The sequence below is a fragment of the Pseudomonas sp. F01002 genome, from assembly GCF_004402115.1.
Taxonomy (GTDB): domain Bacteria; phylum Pseudomonadota; class Gammaproteobacteria; order Pseudomonadales; family Pseudomonadaceae; genus Aquipseudomonas; species Aquipseudomonas frigoris.
Window position 1 is genome coordinate 128,855 of the sequence record NZ_SOPU01000023.1, and the last position, 16,926, is coordinate 145,780.

At 60.9% G+C, this 16,926-nt stretch carries 10 protein-coding genes and 1 pseudogene; 8 read left to right on the plus strand and 3 right to left on the minus strand.

Annotated features, from left to right (window positions below; all coding sequences use genetic code 11):
- Nucleotides 1–115 precede the first annotated feature (115 nt).
- Nucleotides 116–1,211, minus strand: a pseudogene (sfnG, locus tag E3W21_RS19775) (dimethylsulfone monooxygenase SfnG).
- A 260-nt stretch (nt 1,212–1,471) separates the two neighbouring features.
- Between sfnG and E3W21_RS19780 the strand changes: the two are divergent.
- Both E3W21_RS19780 and E3W21_RS19785 read left to right on the plus strand, forming a co-directional pair.
- Nucleotides 1,472–2,710 carry an acyl-CoA dehydrogenase family protein gene (locus E3W21_RS19780; RefSeq protein ID WP_134421554.1) on the plus strand — a complete coding sequence of 413 codons (1,239 nt, stop codon included), beginning with the start codon at nt 1,472–1,474 and terminating at the stop codon, nt 2,708–2,710.
- A 197-nt stretch (nt 2,711–2,907) separates the two neighbouring features.
- Nucleotides 2,908–3,687: a TSUP family transporter gene (locus E3W21_RS19785; protein WP_046046975.1), complete on the plus strand. Its 780-nt coding sequence runs from the start codon at nt 2,908–2,910 to the stop codon at nt 3,685–3,687.
- Here the strand turns inward: E3W21_RS19785 and nudC are convergent.
- Both nudC and E3W21_RS19795 read right to left on the minus strand, forming a co-directional pair.
- Nucleotides 3,655–4,485: an NAD(+) diphosphatase gene (nudC, locus tag E3W21_RS19790; protein WP_129443917.1), complete on the minus strand. Its 831-nt coding sequence runs from the start codon at nt 4,483–4,485 to the stop codon at nt 3,655–3,657. The genes E3W21_RS19785 and nudC overlap by 33 nt on opposite strands.
- 6 nt (nt 4,486–4,491) lie before the next feature.
- The gene (locus E3W21_RS19795) at nt 4,492–5,304 is read right to left on the minus strand and encodes a crotonase/enoyl-CoA hydratase family protein (protein ID WP_129443916.1); all 813 of its coding nucleotides are present in this window, start codon (nt 5,302–5,304) and stop codon (nt 4,492–4,494) included.
- A 562-nt stretch (nt 5,305–5,866) separates the two neighbouring features.
- On the opposite strand from E3W21_RS19795, the gene glgA reads away from it, so the two are divergent.
- The 6 genes from glgA (at nt 5,867) to glgX (ending at nt 16,719) form a co-directional block, all read left to right on the plus strand.
- Nucleotides 5,867–7,453, plus strand: coding sequence for a glycogen synthase GlgA (glgA, locus tag E3W21_RS19800; protein WP_129443914.1), 1,587 nt, complete (start codon nt 5,867–5,869; stop codon nt 7,451–7,453).
- A gap of 13 nt (nt 7,454–7,466) precedes the next feature.
- A complete protein-coding gene (gene treZ, locus E3W21_RS19805; RefSeq protein ID WP_134421555.1) occupies nt 7,467–9,263 on the plus strand; it encodes a malto-oligosyltrehalose trehalohydrolase in 1,797 nt (598 codons plus the stop codon).
- A complete protein-coding gene (malQ, locus tag E3W21_RS19810) occupies nt 9,260–11,338 on the plus strand; it encodes a 4-alpha-glucanotransferase (RefSeq protein ID WP_134421556.1) in 2,079 nt (692 codons plus the stop codon). Before treZ ends, malQ begins: the two co-directional genes overlap by 4 nt.
- Nucleotides 11,335–14,121: a malto-oligosyltrehalose synthase gene (locus E3W21_RS19815; protein WP_134421557.1), complete on the plus strand. Its 2,787-nt coding sequence runs from the start codon at nt 11,335–11,337 to the stop codon at nt 14,119–14,121. The genes malQ and E3W21_RS19815 overlap by 4 nt, the downstream gene beginning before the upstream one ends.
- Before the next feature lie 21 nt (nt 14,122–14,142).
- On the plus strand, nt 14,143–14,445 hold the full coding sequence (locus E3W21_RS19820; RefSeq protein WP_134421558.1) for a DUF2934 domain-containing protein: 303 nt from the start codon (nt 14,143–14,145) through the stop codon (nt 14,443–14,445).
- A gap of 114 nt (nt 14,446–14,559) precedes the next feature.
- Complete coding sequence (gene glgX, locus E3W21_RS19825; protein WP_134421559.1) at nt 14,560–16,719, plus strand: glycogen debranching protein GlgX; 2,160 nt, start codon at nt 14,560–14,562, stop codon at nt 16,717–16,719.
- Nucleotides 16,720–16,926: the final 207 nt, after the last annotated feature.

Sequence of the window (16,926 nt, forward strand, 5' to 3'; positions counted from 1 at the left end):
ACACAGTTCAAATGTGGGAGCGGGCTTGCTCGCGAAGGCGGAGTGTCAGTCGACATCATTTTGCCTGATACACCGCTTTCGCAAGCAAGCCCGCTCCCACAGGGTTTTGTGGTGTTCAGGCTACCGCGGCCTGCTGCTTGGCCGCTGCTTTTGCTTCCAGCTCACGTACCAACGGCAACACCCGATTGCCGAAATACTCCACCTCTTCCTGAANAGTGCAGAAACCCTGCCAACACCAAGTCCACGCCCACCGCTTTCAGCGCAACGATCCGCTCGGCAATCTGCTGCGGCGTACCGATCAGGTTGGTCTTGAAGCCGTCGTTGTACTGCACCAGATCCTCGAACGTCGACTTGGCCCAGTTGCCCTCGCCCTCAGGTGAAGCCCTGCCCGCCTGCTTCGCCGCATCGCCAAACGCATTCACCGCCTCGGGGTCTGCCTGATCGATGATTTGCGCCAGCACGGCTCGCGCTTCTTCTTCGGTGTCGCGGGCAATGACAAACGCGTTCACGCCGACTTTCACCGTATGGTTGTTCACCGCAGCCTTGGCGCGGATGTCATCGACCTGGGCCTTGATGCCTTCCGGGGTGTTGCCGTTGGTGAAGTACCAGTCCGAAACCCGTGCCGCCATGTCCCGAGCTGCGCGGGAACTGCCACCCTGGAAGATTTCCGGCTGACCCAACGGTTTGGGTTTGAGGCTGTAGTTGTCGAAGCGGTAGAAGTCACCGCGAAAGGTAAAGTTGTCCTGGCTCCAGATACCCTTCAGCGAGCGGATGAATTCTTCGGAGCGGCGATAACGCTCGTCGTGTTCCAGCCAGTGTTCGCCAATCGCCTGGAACTCACCCTTGAACCAGCCGCTGACGATGTTCACCGCCACCCGGCCGTTAGTCAGCTGGTCGATGGTTGCCAATTGCTTGGCCGCCAGCGCCGGTTGCCAAGGGCCGGGCAGGATGGCGGCGATCACTTTCAGTTTGGTGGTGGCGGCCAGCAGCGCATGGCTGAAGGCGACGGATTCGTGCTGGTACTCGGCGCCGTAACCGGCGGTGAAGCGGATCTGCGTCAAGGCGTATTCAAACCCCGCCTCTTCGGCCAGTTGCGCCAGTTTGCGGTTGTAGTCGATGCCCCAGTGGGTGCGTTGCTCGATCTTGCTGACCACCAGCCCGCCGCTGACGTTCGGCACCCAGTAGGCAAATTTGACGGCTTGCTGACTCATTGGCATGTCCTCGGGACTTTAGGGAAGTCCTGGGGTGAGAGCAGCAACCGTGCCAGCGCGAAACCGCAGATTAACGGGACATTCACGATGGTTTGCTGTGAGTGATCAGGGCGATTTGCTGATGGACTGTTGCCGGAGCAACAGTTGGGCGCGCTTGAGCAGCGACTTCACGGCGTAAATCCTGGCCGCGCGCTCCCGGCATGGACCGTGCAATCCCCTTGGCGTGTAACTTTTTTTTAGCCGAGCCCAGGAGCCGTCCCATGACCGAACACCAGGTAATCAATCCGCTCTCCATTGGCACCGACTATAAAGCGCTGGCCGCAAGGTTCCGGCCGATCTTCCAACGCATCGCCGCCGGTGCCGTTGAGCGCGAACAGTCCCGCACCCTTCCTTACGAGCCGATTCAGTGGCTCAAGGACGCCGGTTTCGGCGCCGTACGGGTGCCGGTTGAATACGGCGGCGGCGGCGCCTCCCTGCCACAACTGTTTGAGCTGCTGATCGAATTGGCCGAAGCCGATTCCAACGTGCCTCAGGCCTTGCGCGGGCACTTCGCCTTTGCCGAGGATCGCTTGAACTCGCCACCTGGGCCGGGCCGGGATCTGTGGTTCAAGCGCTTCGTCGACGGTGACATCGCCGGCAATGCCTGGACCGAAATCGGCAGCGTCGCCATTGGCGATGTCATCACCAAAGTCTCACCGCACGGCGATCAGTGGCGGCTCAACGGCGAGAAGTTCTACAGCACCGGCAGCCTGTTTTCCGACTGGATCGATGTGTACGCGCAACGCAGCGACACCGGCGGCGACGTGATTGCCGCGGTCCGGACCCGTCAGCCGGGCATCGTGCAGAGCGACGACTGGGACGGTTTCGGCCAACGCACTACCGGCAGTGGTACTTCACGGTTTATCGATGCCGACGTGGAGGCCGAGAACATCATCGACTTCGCCACCCGCTTCAAATACCAGACTGCGTTTTATCAGTTGGTGCTGCTGGCGACACTGGCCGGGATCGGTCGTGCGGCGTTGCACGATGTGGCTCACCAAGTACGTGAACGCAAACGCATCTACAGCCATGGCAATGCGCAGCACGTCAGTCAGGATTCGCAGGTGCAGCAGGTGGTCGGTGAGATTGCGGCACTGGTGTATGCGGCCGAGGCCAGCGCCTTGAGGGCTGCACAACCGGCGCAGCGGGCTTATCTGGCGCGATTCTCGGGTGATGAAGCCTTGGAACAGGCGGCGAATGTCGCGGCGGAAATCGAATCGGCCAAGGCGCAGGTGGTGGTGTCGGAGCTGATCCAGCGAGCGACCACAGAGCTGTTCAATGCACTGGGGGCTTCGGATACTCGGGTGGGTAAATCGCTGGACCGGCACTGGCGCAATGCGCGGACGGTGTCGTCGCACAATCCGGTGATCTACAAGGCACGGATTGTCGGGGATTGGGCGATCAACGGGACCGAGCCGCCGTTTGTGTGGCAGATCGGGAATGGGCCTGACCGCAAGTGATGTAGCGCAAGGGAGGACGCCTTCGCGAGCAAGCCCGCTCCCACATTTAACCGTGTTCCCACAGAAGAATGCGGCCAAATGTGGGAGCGGGCTTGCTCGCGAAGGGGCCGGACGGGTCGCCGCAAAGGGTGGATATGCGTAAGATATCGGCCCTTCCCCGCAGCCCTGTCCTGCACCCCGCCGAATAAGCCGATTCCATGCCTTTCGAACTCAGTGTTGACCTCACCACCCTGGCCATTCTGGCCCTCGTCGCTTTCATTGCCGGTTTCATCGACGCCATTGCCGGCGGCGGCGGTCTGTTGACCACCCCGGCGCTGCTGACCGCAGGCCTACCGCCACACCTGGTGCTGGGCACCAACAAACTCAGTTCGACGTTTGGCTCGGCCACCGCAAGTTTCACCTTCTACCGACGCAAGCTGTTCCATCCAAGGCAATGGATGCACGCGATTGTCGGCACGTTGGTGGGCGCGCTGACCGGTGCAGTGGTCGCTCACTACCTGCCCGCGGAATGGCTGAACAAGATGCTCCCTGTGATCGTTTTTGGCTGCGGCGTCTATCTGTTGTTTGGCGGCACGCCGAAAGCGCCGCTGGACAGCGACGCACCGATCAAGAAAAAGTGGCAATCGACCCAAGGCTTCGGCCTGGGTTTTTACGACGGCGTGGCCGGTCCCGGCACGGGCGCGTTCTGGACCGTCAGCACGATGCTGATGTACCCCATCGATCTGGTGAAGGCCAGCGGCGTGGCGCGCAGCATGAACTTCGTCAGCAACATTGCCGCACTGTCGGTGTTCGTATTTTCCGGGCAGGTGGACTGGATCATCGGCCTGAGCATGGGCCTGTCGGTGATGGTCGGGGCGTTCTTCGGAGCTCGCACCGCCATCAGCGGCGGTGCGAAGTTCATTCGCCCGGTGTTCATCACCGTGGTGCTGGGCTTGACCGTGCGGTTAGCCTGGCAACACTGGTTCAGCGTGGCCTAAGCGCCGCGCCACATAGACGTCGATCAGGTAACGGGCAATCGAGCGTGACGCCGGCAACGGCGGCAGCTCATGGACGTTGAACCACTGGGCGTCTTCGATCTCGTCTTCCTGACACACGATTTCGCCACCGGCGTATTCGGCATGGAAACCCAGCATCATCGAATGCGGGAACGGCCAGCACTGGCTGCCCATGTACTGGATGTTCTTGACCTCGATCTGCACTTCTTCGCGGACTTCGCGAATCAGGCAGTCTTCAGCCGATTCGCCAGGTTCGGCAAACCCCGCCAACGTGCTGTAAACCCCGGTGACAAAACGTGGCGAACGGGCCAGCAGGACTTCATCGCCACGGGTCACCAGCACGATCATGCTCGGCGAAATTCTTGGGTAATAGCGCAAATCACACGGCTCGCAGTACATCGCCCGCTCACGCGGAACTTGCGTCGCCGCCTGACCACAGTTGCCACAAAAGCGATGCTCGCGGTACCAGGTGCCAATCTGCGCGGCATAACCGAGCACCTTGTAGACCGTGTGGTCGCCTTCGAGCATGAACGCCCGCAGGCCTTTCCAGTTGCAGCCCGGCACGTCGCTGTGACTGCGCAGTTCCAGTAAATAGACCGGTTCGCCGTCCAGGTGACCGATGCCATGTTCGGCGAGGATCGACAGGTCCTGGCGCTTGAGCCATTCGCGCGAAAACAGCGCGCCATTGTCATCGAACAGAAAGCCTTCGGGGCTGCGCGCCACGGCCCAGCCGCCGGCTTGATCGGTGTCCAGTACTGCGGTGGTCCAGCGTGAAGTCATTTTTAATCAATCCAGAAATTCGGGTTTCTGTTTGCTCATATGGGCGGCCATGGCCACGCGCAGATCGGTGGATTGCAGCATGGCAGCGTTCCAGGTGGCGACGTATTCGAGGCCGTCGTCGATGCGATGGTCGCGCATGTAGCTGATCATCTCTTTGGTGCCGGCGATCGCAATCGGCGACTTGCTGGCGATCTCGCGAGCAATACCCATGACACCGTCGAGCAGGCTGGCGGTGTCGCTGTAAACGCGATTGACCAGGCCCATGCCACGCGCTTCTTCGGCACCGAACGTGCGACCAGTGTAAGCCAGTTCACGCAGCATGCCGTCACCGATGATCCGCGGCAAGCGTTGCAAAGTGCCAACGTCGGCCGCCATGCCGATATCGATTTCCTTGATCGAGAATTGCGCGTCTTCGGCGGCGTAACGCATGTCGCAGGCCGAAATCAAATCAATGGCGCCGCCCAGGCAATAACCCTGAACCGCCGCCAGTACCGGCTTGCGGCAATTGTCGACGGCATTGAAAGACGCTTGCAGGGCGAGGATCTTGCGGCGCAGCAGGCGCGCGTTGCGCCCCACGTCCTTGCCCAGTTCATTGGCCACGCCGGCCAGCATCATCAGGTCGATGCCAGAAGAAAAATGCTTGCCCGCACCACTGAGCACCACCACCCGGACTTCGTCGGTGTCGTCGACCCACTGGAAAATCTCGATGATCTCGCTCCAGAACGCGGCATTCATCGAATTGATCTTTTCCGGCCGGTTGATCTGCACATGGGCGATTTTATCGGCCAGTTCGACGGTGAACGCAGTGTACTGAGACATGGCAGTGATCCTTTTACCGGGCAGAAAATGAGGCCCGGACTATAACAAGGCATCAAGGCGCACCGTAAGGCAGCGGTTCGGCCAAAGACGGGACTGGCCGCTGCGCACCACAACGGTGCGCGAGCCTTGCCGCGCTTCGCACATTCATGTGACATCTCGACTTTTTTTTGAGGCAAAACGGTAAAAAAACATGCCCTTCGTCGGTGCGTTGCTCCCTCGAAGCGGTACGTCCGTACCTCTTTAAACCGATTGTCGAACAATTTTGCCATCTGGTCTCCCCCGCTCTAAGTTCTGGCCTAGACTCAGTTCCGCGGGGCGAAACCGCTCGGTCACAAAGCGGAAAGAAAGTCGAAACTTTTGCCGGTCGTGACGTGTCAGGTTAAAGGGAGGTGCGGTGCGACTGGTGCAATCCTTGCAACGATCTCTATAGCCATTCTGCTTCATCGTATTGGCAGCGCTTGCTCACCGATGCGTAGCGCGTTTGCGCCCGGCCACAGGAATTGGCCACGAAACACCGTTTGTGCCAGACCTAAGAATTAGATCAACAACACGGGAGATTCATATGATCAGTGCGGCTTTAGATATTCAGGGAGAACGTGCTCATCAGCAGGTCGGCGAAACGAGCACTGTGAGCGCGCCAAGTCACCAATCGGTCAGCGTCCCAGGCACCAAGACGCTGACACCGGTGGCCAGTCAGAACCCCAACAAGAAGAAAGTGCTGTTCGTCACCTCGGAGATCGCCGATCTGGTGAAAACCGGTGGTCTGGGCGACGTTTCCGCAGCACTGCCGCGAGCCATGGCTCACTTGCACGATGTGCGCGTGTTGATCCCCGGTTACCCGCAAGTGCTGAACAGCGAAAACCCGATTCATATCATTGGTGAGCTCGGTGGTCACGCCGCATTGCCCCCCTGCAAGATCGGGCGCATGGACATGCCCGACGGTCTGGTTATTTACGTGTTGATCTGCCCCGAACTCTACGAGCGCGAAGGTTCGCCTTACGGTGCCAACAACGGCCGCGACTGGCCGGACAACCACATTCGTTTTGCCCGCCTGGGTCTGGCGGCCGCCGATATCGCCGCCAACCTTGCACAAATTCACTGGTGCCCGGACCTGGTGCACGCCCATGACTGGCCTGCCGGTCTGGCACCCGCTTACATGCACTGGCGTGGACAGCGCACCCCGACGCTGTTCACCATTCATAACCTCGCCTACCAGGGCGTGACCAGTCTTGGCTCGTGCCCGGAACTGGGTATTCCCATGCATGCCTTGCAACAGGAAGGCATGGAGTTCTACGGCAAGATGTCGTTCCTCAAGGCTGGCATGGCTTATTCGAGCCACATCACCACCGTCAGCGCCACCTATGCCCAGGAAATCACCACCCCGGCCTTCGGCTGTGGTCTCGACGGTTTTCTCGCCGCCAAGACCCAGCAAGGTCTGCTCAGTGGTATTCCCAATGGCATCGATGAAAGCTGGGACGCCGCCACCGACCCGCACCTGTTCTGCCCCTTCAGCATCGGCGACTGGGAAGGCAAAGCGGTCAACGCCGCCCACGTGCGTAAGCTGTTCGGCCTGGAAGAGTCCGAAGGTCCACTGTTCGCTGTGGTTTCGCGACTGGTCTATCAGAAAGGCCTGGACCTGACCGAAGCTGTCTCCGAGTACATCGTCAAATCCGGCGGGCAGATCGCGATCATCGGTCGTGGCGAGCCGGAAGAAGAACAAGCCATGCGTGAACTGGCCCTGCGCTTTCCAGGCCAGATCGGCGTGCGCATCGGTTTCAACGAAACCGACGCCCGTCGCATGTTCGCCGGCAGTGATTTCCTGCTGATGCCTTCGCGTTACGAGCCTTGCGGGCTGAGCCAGATGTACGCCCAGCGCTTCGGTTCGTTGCCGGTGGCTCGCAACACCGGGGGTTTGGCCGACACCATTGAAAACGGCGTGACCGGTTTCCTGTTCGACGAATCCACGGCCGAGAGTTATCAGGAAGCCCTGAGCCGGGCCTTCAAGGTTTTTGCCTTCCCCGACCTGCTCAATGCCATGCGCTGCCGGGCCATGGCCGCGCCTTTCAACTGGTGCAAGGCGGTCGAACCGTACGCCGAACTCTACGAAAAACTGGTGACCAAGGCGCTGGGTAAATCGGGCAAACATTAAGAGGTTTTCAAAGATGCCGTTACGGACCCTTGAGACCTGGCCCCACGGCGCAATCATGCTGGACGCAGAGCACACGCGTTTTGCCTTGTGGGCGCCAGATGCGTTTTACGTCAGTGTCGAACTGGAAGATGGACAATCCTTGCCACTCCTGCCTCAGGCGGATGGCTGGTTCGTGATCAACACCCGCTGCCCCGCCGGCACGCGTTACCGCTACAACATCGACGGCGAGCTGGAGGTGCCCGACCCGGCCTCCCGCGCGCAGGCCGGTGATATCGACCGCCACAGCGTGGTGGTCGATCCACTTGCGTATCAATGGCAACACAGCGCCTGGCTCGGGCGGCCGTGGAATGAGGCGGTGATCTACGAATTGCACGTCGGTGCGCTCGGCGGCTTCAGCGAAGTCGAGGAGCACCTGGCGCACCTCGTGGAGCTGGGCATCACCGCGATCGAATTGATGCCGCTGGCGCAGTTCCCCGGTGATCGCAATTGGGGTTACGACGGGGTTCTGCCCTACGCGCCCCAAGCCTCCTACGGCACTCCCGAACAACTCAAACACCTGATCGACACCGCCCACGGCCATGGCCTGGCGGTGATTCTCGACGTGGTCTACAACCACTTCGGCCCGGACGGCAATTACCTGCATCGCTACGCCAAGGGCTTCTTCCGCGAAGACAAGCACACCCCCTGGGGTGCGGCCATCGACTTCCGGCGGCGCGAGGTGCGGGACTTCTTCATCGATAATGCGTTGATGTGGTTGCTGGAGTACCGCTTCGATGGCTTGCGCCTGGACGCGGTGCATGCCATCGAAGATCCAGACTTTCTTCAGGAACTGGCGCAAAAGGTTCGCCAGCAAACCGATCCGGCGCGGCATGTCTGGCTGACAGTAGAGAACGAACACAACCAGGCCAGCCTGCTCGAAGAAGGTTTCGACGCGCAATGGAACGACGACGGCCACAACGCCTTGCACGTGCTGCTGACCGGCGAAACCGACGCCTATTACGCCGACTATGCGCAAAACCCCACCGAACAACTGGCTCGCTGTCTGAGCCAGGGTTTTGTGTTTCAAGGCCACGTGACCCGTCACGGTACAACCCGCGGCGAGCCCAGCGGTCATTTACCGCCCAGTGCTTTCGTGCTGTTTCTGCAAAACCACGACCAGATCGGTAACCGCGCCTTGGGCGAACGATTGCATCAACTGGCCAACCCCGACGCGCTGAAGGCAGCCACGGCATTACTGCTGTTGTCACCGATGATCCCGCTGATGTTCATGGGTGACGAGTTCGCCGCCAAGCAACCGTTCCTGTTCTTCACCAGCCATCACGGTGAACTCGCGGAGCTGGTCCGCGAGGGACGACGTAACGAGTTTGCCGCCTTCAGCGCGTTTGCTGATCCGCACAAACGCGAGCAGATTCCCGACCCCAACGCGCGCCAGACCTTTGAGGCTTCACGCCCCGAGCTGACATCAACCCGACAATCCGCCATGCACGACCTGTATCGCCAACTGTTGCAGGTCCGCCATCAGCAGATCATTCCCCGCCTCCCCGGTGCTCAAGCATTGGGCGCGGACGTGCTGGGCGCAGGCGCAGTAACGGCGCGCTGGCGACTGGGCGATGGCAGCCTGCTGTGCATTGACCTGAACCTCAGCGACACACCTGTGGTCCACTCCCCACAGGCCGACGCTTCATTGTTGTTCGAATACCCGCCACAGTCAGCCGGTCTGTTGGATCAGGGCACGCTTGCCCCGTATTGCGCGCTAGTCAGCCTCACGGCCGCAGCCCCTTTGCTACCCCCGGATGGAGAGCGCCCATGAGCGATGCGCAACTGGAAATACTGGCCAGCCGAGCTGGCCTGGCTGTCGACTGGATCGACGCCAACGGCCGCCCACAGAAAGTCGCTCCATCAGTGTTACGCAACGTCCTCATCGGACTCGGTCACCCGGCCGGCAGCGCTCAGGAAATCGACGCCAGCCTGCTGGAACTGCAGCAGGTGCAACAGACCCGACACCTGCCGCCGCTGCTGACCGCCGACTTCGGTGTTGGCCTCAGCCTGGCGCATTACTTTGAGCCTGAAACACCGTGCGAGATCCACCTTGAAGATGGCTCGCGACTCAACCTGAAACTGGATGCCGAGGCAATGCTGCCCGGCCTGGTCCCGGTCGGTTATCAACACGTCAGCATCGACGGGCAGGAATTTACCTTGGCCGTTGCACCGACGCGCTGCTACAGCGTCGGCGATGCCGTCGACAGTCCGATCCCGCGCGCCTGGGGCCTGAGCGTGCAGCTGTACTCGCTGCGTCGTCCGGGCGATGGCGGTTTCGGCGATACCCAGGCGCTGGAAGACCTGGCCCGTGTAGCCGGTGAACGCGGTGCCGAAGCGTTGGCGATCAGTCCGCTGCATGCCATGTTCGGCAGCGATACCCAGCGCTACAGCCCGTATTCGCCTTCCAGCCGCTTGTTTCTCAACAGCCTGTACGCCGCACCGGGCGCCATCCTGGGCGATCGAGCGTTGCGGACCGCGATTGATGCCACCGGCCTGGCGGCAGAACTCAAGCACCTTGAAGCCTTGCCCTTGGTTGATTGGCCGGTAGCGGCCGAAGCCAAACACCGTCTGTTGCAGGCGTTGTACGAAGGCTTTGTCCAGGGTGAGCACCCGTTGCATGCCGACTTCAGCAGCTTCCGCCACGCCGCTGGCGAAGCCCTGGAAAACCACTGCCGCTTCGAAGCCATTCAAGAAGCCCGCGCCGCCAAGGGTGAAAGTCTCGACTGGCGGCATTGGCCCGAGCAATGGCAAAACCCGCGCAGCGCGGCCCTGGCCGAATTCGCCGAAGAAAACGCCGGACGTATCGGCTTCTTTGCCTTCTGCCAATGGCTGATTACGCGGTGCCTGGAACGCGCACAAACCGCCGCCCGTAGCGCCGGCATGAGCATTGGCTTAATCGCCGATCTGGCGGTGGGTGCCGATGGCGGTGGCAGTCAGGCCTGGAGTCGCCAGGACGAATTGCTCGCCTCGCTGACCGTGGGTGCACCACCGGACATTCTCAACCGCACCGGTCAGGGCTGGGGGATTTCCGCGTTCTCGCCCGAAGGTCTGGTGCGCAATGGCTTTCGGGCCTTCATCGAAATGCTCCGCGCCAATTTTGCCCACGCCGGTGGCCTGCGCATCGATCACGTCATGGGCCTGCAACGACTGTGGGTGATCCCCAATGGTGCGTCACCCGCCGACGGCGCCTACCTCTATTACCCGGTGGACGACCTGCTGCGTTTGCTGACCCTCGAGTCCCATCGCCATCAGGCCATCGTCCTCGGTGAAGACCTTGGCACCGTGGCCGATGGGTTGCGAGAAAAGCTCATCGCCCGTTCGATCCTCGGCATGCGCGTGCTGCTGTTCGAACAGGACAACGCGCACTTCAAAACGATTCTCGACTGGCCGGACAACGCCCTCGCGACCACCAGCACCCATGACCTGCCGACGCTCAATGGCTGGTGGCATGGCCACGATATCGACTGGAACGCCCGACTGGGCCTGGTCGACGCCCCCGGTGAAATCGAATGGCGCCACCACCGTGAACGCGAGCGCGAAGGCCTGCGTCGGGTGTTGAGCGAGGACCCGCAGAACTTTCGCGAAGAGTCCCACGAAACCGATCAGGTGCTCGACGCCGCAATACGTTTCCTCGGTCATACCCGTGCGCCGCTGGTGTTGCTGCCGCTGGAAGATGCCCTGGGCATCGAACAGCAGGCCAACTTGCCCGGCACCACCGACACGCACCCCAACTGGTCCCGACGCTTACCCGGCGACAGTGAAGCCTTGCTCGATGACCCGGACGCCGCCCGGCGCCTGGAACTGCTCGCCTGCGCGCGGCTTCAGGCGGCCGAGCGTGACCAATGAAGCAAACGCTTATCCAACCGTTGCGGGCAACCCTGCGGCTGCAGTTCCATAAAGACTTCACGCTGGACGATGCGGTGCCGCTGGTGCCGTACTTCGCCAGCCTCGGCATCAGCCATGTCTATGCGTCACCGCTACTGAGTGCTCGTGCCGGTTCCATGCATGGCTACGACGTCGTGGACCCGACCACGGTCAATCCGGAGTTGGGCGGCGAAGCGGCGCTGCGGCGTTTGGTCAGCGCATTGCGCGAGCTGAGCATGGGGCTGATCCTCGACATCGTCTCCAACCACATGGCCGTCGGCGGTGGCGATAATCCCTGGTGGCAGGATTTGCTGGAATGGGGACGCCTGAGTCCTTACGGCGAGTTCTTCGATATCCAGTGGCATTCACCCGACCCGTTGATGGAAGGCCAGTTGCTGCTGCCCTTCCTCGGCAGCGACTACGGCATAGCCTTGCAGGACGGCACCCTGCCCCTGCGCTTCGATGCGCAAAAGGGCGCGTTTTATGTTGAGCACTATGAGCATCACTTCCCGATCTGCCCGACCCATTACGGCGAACTGCTCAGAACCGATGACCCGCTGACCGCCGAATCGCTCAAGTCGCTGGCAGACCGTTTCAGCACCTTGAGCTACCAGACCGACGCCCACAGTCTGGCGATGCCGCTGAAAACAGAGTTGCGTGAACTGGCTAGCGATCCGGCGATTCTCCAGGCCATCCAGCAAAACCTCAGCGCTTACGACTCGCTCACCGCCGAAGGTTTCCAGCGCCTGCACCAGTTGCTTGAACACCAAAGCTATCGCCTGGCCAGTTGGCGCACGGCGGCCGATGACATCAACTGGCGGCGTTTTTTCGATATCAACGAACTGGGTGGCTTGCGGGTTGAACGCCCCGCCGTGTTCGAAGCCACCCACGCGAAAATCTTCGAGCTGGTAGCCGAAGGCCTGGTTGACGGTTTGCGCATCGACCACATCGACGGTCTCGCCGACCCTCGGGGTTACTGCCGAAAATTGCGGCGGCGGGTCGACAGCCTGTCGCCGGATCGGCACCTGCCGATCTACGTCGAGAAGATCCTCGGCGAAGGTGAAACCCTGCACCGCGACTGGTCGGTGGATGGCACCACGGGTTACGAGTTCATGAATCAGCTGTCGCTGCTGCAACACGCGCCCGAAGGCGCCGACACCTTGGGCGAACTGTGGAATCGTTACAGCGAACGGCCCGCCGATTTCCGTCAGGAAGCGCAACTGGCCCGCCAGCAGATCCTCAACGGTTCCCTCGCCGGAGACTTTGAAAGCGTCGCCCAGGCCCTGTTGCAAGTGGCCCGGGATGACCTGATGACCCGCGATCTGACCCTCGGTGCGATCCGTCGGGCGTTGCAGGAACTGATCGTGCATTTCCCGGTGTACCGCACCTACATCAGCCCCCGTGGGCGTTCGGCTGAAGACGATGTGTTTTTCCAGCAAGCCATGGACGGTGCGAGGCTTACCCTCGGCGAGGCCGACTGGCCGGTGCTCGATTGCCTGGCCAACTGGCTGGGCGGTGAACCCTGGCGCAAACACCCGTTGGGCCGGCCGCGCAAGATGCTCAAGCATGCCTGTGTGCGTTTTCAGCAACTGACGTCGCCGGCGGCGGCGAAGGCTGTGGAGGACACCGCGTTCTATCGCTCGGCGACATTGTTGTCGCGCAATGACGTGGGCTTCAGCACCGAGCAGTTCAGCGCGCCGGTGGCTGATTTCCATGCGGCTTGCATCAACCGTCTCGAAGCGTTCCCCGATAATTTGCTGGCCACTGCGACCCACGACCACAAACGCGGCGAAGACACCCGCGCGCGCCTGGCGGTGCTGAGCGAGCGCAGTGCCTGGTACGCCGAGCAAGTCCCGCTCTGGCGGACCCTCGCCCGCCCCCTGCGCGACGACGACCAGATGCCGACTGCGGGCGATGAGTTGATCCTCTATCAAGCGATCCTCGGTAGTTGGCCGCTCGATTTGCGCAGTGATGATCAAACAGCCTTGGAGAACTACACTCAACGAGTGTGGCAGTGGCAACAGAAAGCCTTGCGCGAAGCCAAGTTGCAAAGCAGCTGGAGCGCGCCAAACGAGGCTTACGAACAAGCGGTTCACCAATTCCTGCAACGTCTGCTTCTGAGCCCTGAAGGTGAGCTGCTACGCGCTGCCCTCGGCAAAGCGGCCAAGAGCATCGCCGTCCCCGGCGCGCTCAATGGATTGGCGCAAACCTTGCTGCGCATGACCGTGCCGGGGGTACCGGACCTGTATCAGGGCAACGAGTACTGGGACTTCTCGCTGGTCGATCCTGACAACCGCCGGCCGGTGGATTACGCCAGCCGTCAGCAGTCGATGCAGACGCCATTGGAACTGCCAGAATTGTTGGCTAACTGGCGTGACGGGCGCATTAAACAAGCGCTGATCGCTCATGTGTTGAACCTGCGGCTGGAGCACACCGAACTGTTTCGGCGAGGGACGTATCAAGCCCTTGAAGTCGTCGGCAGCCAGGCTCACCGGGTGCTCGCATTTGCTCGCTCGCTGGAAGGAAAACGCGCCATCGTCATCGTGCCGATACGCTGCGCCGAACTGCTGAAAAACAGTGCCGAACCCCGGATTGGCGCGCCGCTGTGGGGCGATACACGGGTCAAATTACCGTTCACCGCCCCTGATGAAAATTTAGAGGGACTTTTTTCAAGCACACCAGTCACACCCCAAAGGGAACTGAACATCAGCACCGCGCTGGGGGATTTCCCGATCAATCTTTTTATCCAAACTACCCACACTTGAGTTCAGTTCAGGAGCATTGCGATGAGCACTAACGATAAACGCATCCGCGAATTCGCCTATCAGATCTGGGAATCGGAAGGAAAACCCGAGGGTCAGGAAGCCCGCCACTGGGAGATGGCCCGCAAACTGGCTGAAGCCGAAGCCCTGGCACCGAGCAAATCGCCAAAAGCGGCTGGCACCAAAGCCCCTGCCAGCAAAGCCAATGGCAAGGCTGCCGAGCCAAAAGCCAAAGCCAAGCCCGCCGCGGCTTCGAAGGTGATCCCGCCGGGCGAAAAAGCCAACGAGAAAAAACCTCGAGCAGCGCGTAAACCGCCCGCGGTCTGACGCCTCTCACCTTTGTCCTGATTGACCTCGTGGCGAGCCTTCTCGCCACCGAGGGCTCGCTCGCCCTCAAAAAAAACCAGAGCCAAGAACTGAACCCCCTTTGCAGGAGCACCTATGACCAGTCCGAAGAAAGCCGCGCCAGAACCTCAGATCGAGGCCTCGCGAATCCGTGAAGGCTTGCCCTTCCCGCTGGGCGCGACCTGGGATGGCCTGGGGGTCAACTTTGCCTTGTTTTCCGCCAATGCCACCAAGGTCGAGCTGTGCATCTTCGATGATGCCGGCGAGGTCGAACTGGAACGCATCGAACTGCCGGAATACACCGACGAGATCTACCACGGCTACCTGCCCGACGCGCATCCGGGGATGATCTACGGCTACCGTGTCTACGGCCCGTACGACCCGGCGAACGGTCATCGCTTCAACCACAACAAACTGCTGATCGACCCCTACGCCAAACAACTGGTCGGCCAGTTGAAATGGTCCGAAGCGCTGTTCGGCTACACCATCGGCCACCCCGACGCCGACCTCAGTTTCGATGAACGGGACAGCGCGCCCTTCGTGCCCAAGTGCAAGGTGATCGACCCCGCCCACACCTGGGGTCACGACCATCGGGTCAGCGTGCCGTGGGACAAGACCATCATTTATGAGACTCACGTGCGCGGTATCAGCATGCGTCACCCCTCCGTCCCCGAGAATGTGCGCGGCACCTTCGCCGGGTTGATGGTCGATGATGTGTTGGAACACATCCGCAAGCTCGGCGTGTCGACGGTGGAATTGCTGCCGATTCATGCCTTCGTCAACGACCAGCATCTGTTGCACAAAGGCATGACCAATTATTGGGGTTACAACAGCATCGCGTTCTTCGCCCCCGACCCGCGTTACCTGGCCAGCGGCAAAATCGCCGAGTTCAAGGAGATGGTTGCGCACCTGCACGAAGCCAATCTTGAAGTGATCCTCGACGTGGTCTACAACCACACCGCCGAGGGCAACGAACAAGGCCCGACTCTGTCCATGCGCGGCATCGACAACGCCTCCTACTACCGCTTGATGCCCGACGACAAGCGCTTCTACATCAACGATTCCGGCACCGGCAACACCCTGGACCTGAGTCACCCGTGCGTGCTGCAAATGGTCACCGACTCCTTGCGCTACTGGGCTTCAGAAATGCACGTCGACGGTTTCCGCTTCGACCTGGCAACCATTCTCGGGCGCTACCACGACGGCTTCGACGAACGTCACAGCTTTCTTGTGGCCTGCCGTCAGGACCCGGTGCTGCGCCAGGTGAAGATGATTGCAGAAGCCTGGGATTGCGGCCCCGGTGGCTATCAGGTCGGTAACTTTCCGCCAGGCTGGGTCGAATGGAATGACAAATTCCGCGACACCGTGCGTGCGTTCTGGAAAGGCGACGACGGCCAACTGGCGGACTTCGCCAGTCGCATGACCGCCTCCGGCGAGATGTTCAATCAGCGTGGCCGGCGGCCGTACGCCTCGGTGAACTTCGTCACCGCCCACGACGGTTTCACCCTCAACGACCTGGTGTCGTACAACGACAAACACAACGAAGCCAACGACGAGAACAATCAGGACGGCAGCAACAACAACCTGTCCTGGAACCATGGCGTCGAAGGCCCGACCGACGATCCCGAGATCAATGAGCTGCGTCAGCGCCAAATGCGCAATTTCTTTGCCACGCTACTGCTGTCCCAAGGTACGCCGATGCTGGTGGCCGGCGACGAATTCGCCCGAACCCAGGAAGGCAACAACAACGCCTATTGCCAGGACAGCGAGATCGGTTGGGTCAATTGGGACCTGAGCGAAGACGGCAAGGCCCTGCTCAAGTTCGTTAAACGCCTGATCAAGTTGCGCCTGACCTACCCGATCCTGCGTCGCGGCCGGTTCCTGGTGGGCAATTACAACGAGGACATCGGCGTCAAGGACGTCACCTGGCTCGCGCCGGATGGCAGCGAAATGTCCATCGAACAATGGGAGGAAGGCCATGGCCGCTGCCTCGGCATGCTGATGGATGGCCGCGCCCAGGAAACCGGTATCCGCCGCAAGGGCGGTGACGCGACCCTGTTGCTGGTGGTCAACGCGCACCACGACATCGTCAATTTCACCTTGCCGGAAGTACCTGACGGCTATCACTGGACGTGCATGATCGACACCAATCAACCGTCGATTCGCGGGCAGGAACGCTTCGAGTTCGGACACGAATATTCCGTCACCGGTCGTTCTCTGCTGCTGTTCGAATTGCAGCATGAGGAAGAAGAGTGAAATGGATCTTCAGGGGTTTCTCGATCGACAGTCACCGGACTACGCCGATACTCAGGCGCTAGGCCGGTGCCTGCAAGCCGCCTAGACCCCGGCGCAACATGAGTTGGTTTCGCGTTTTGGCGATTTTCTGCGGGATATCGTGCAGGTCGGATAAAAAAACGTACCGGATGGAGCATCGAGACGACGAATAGCGTGTCATGAGCAATA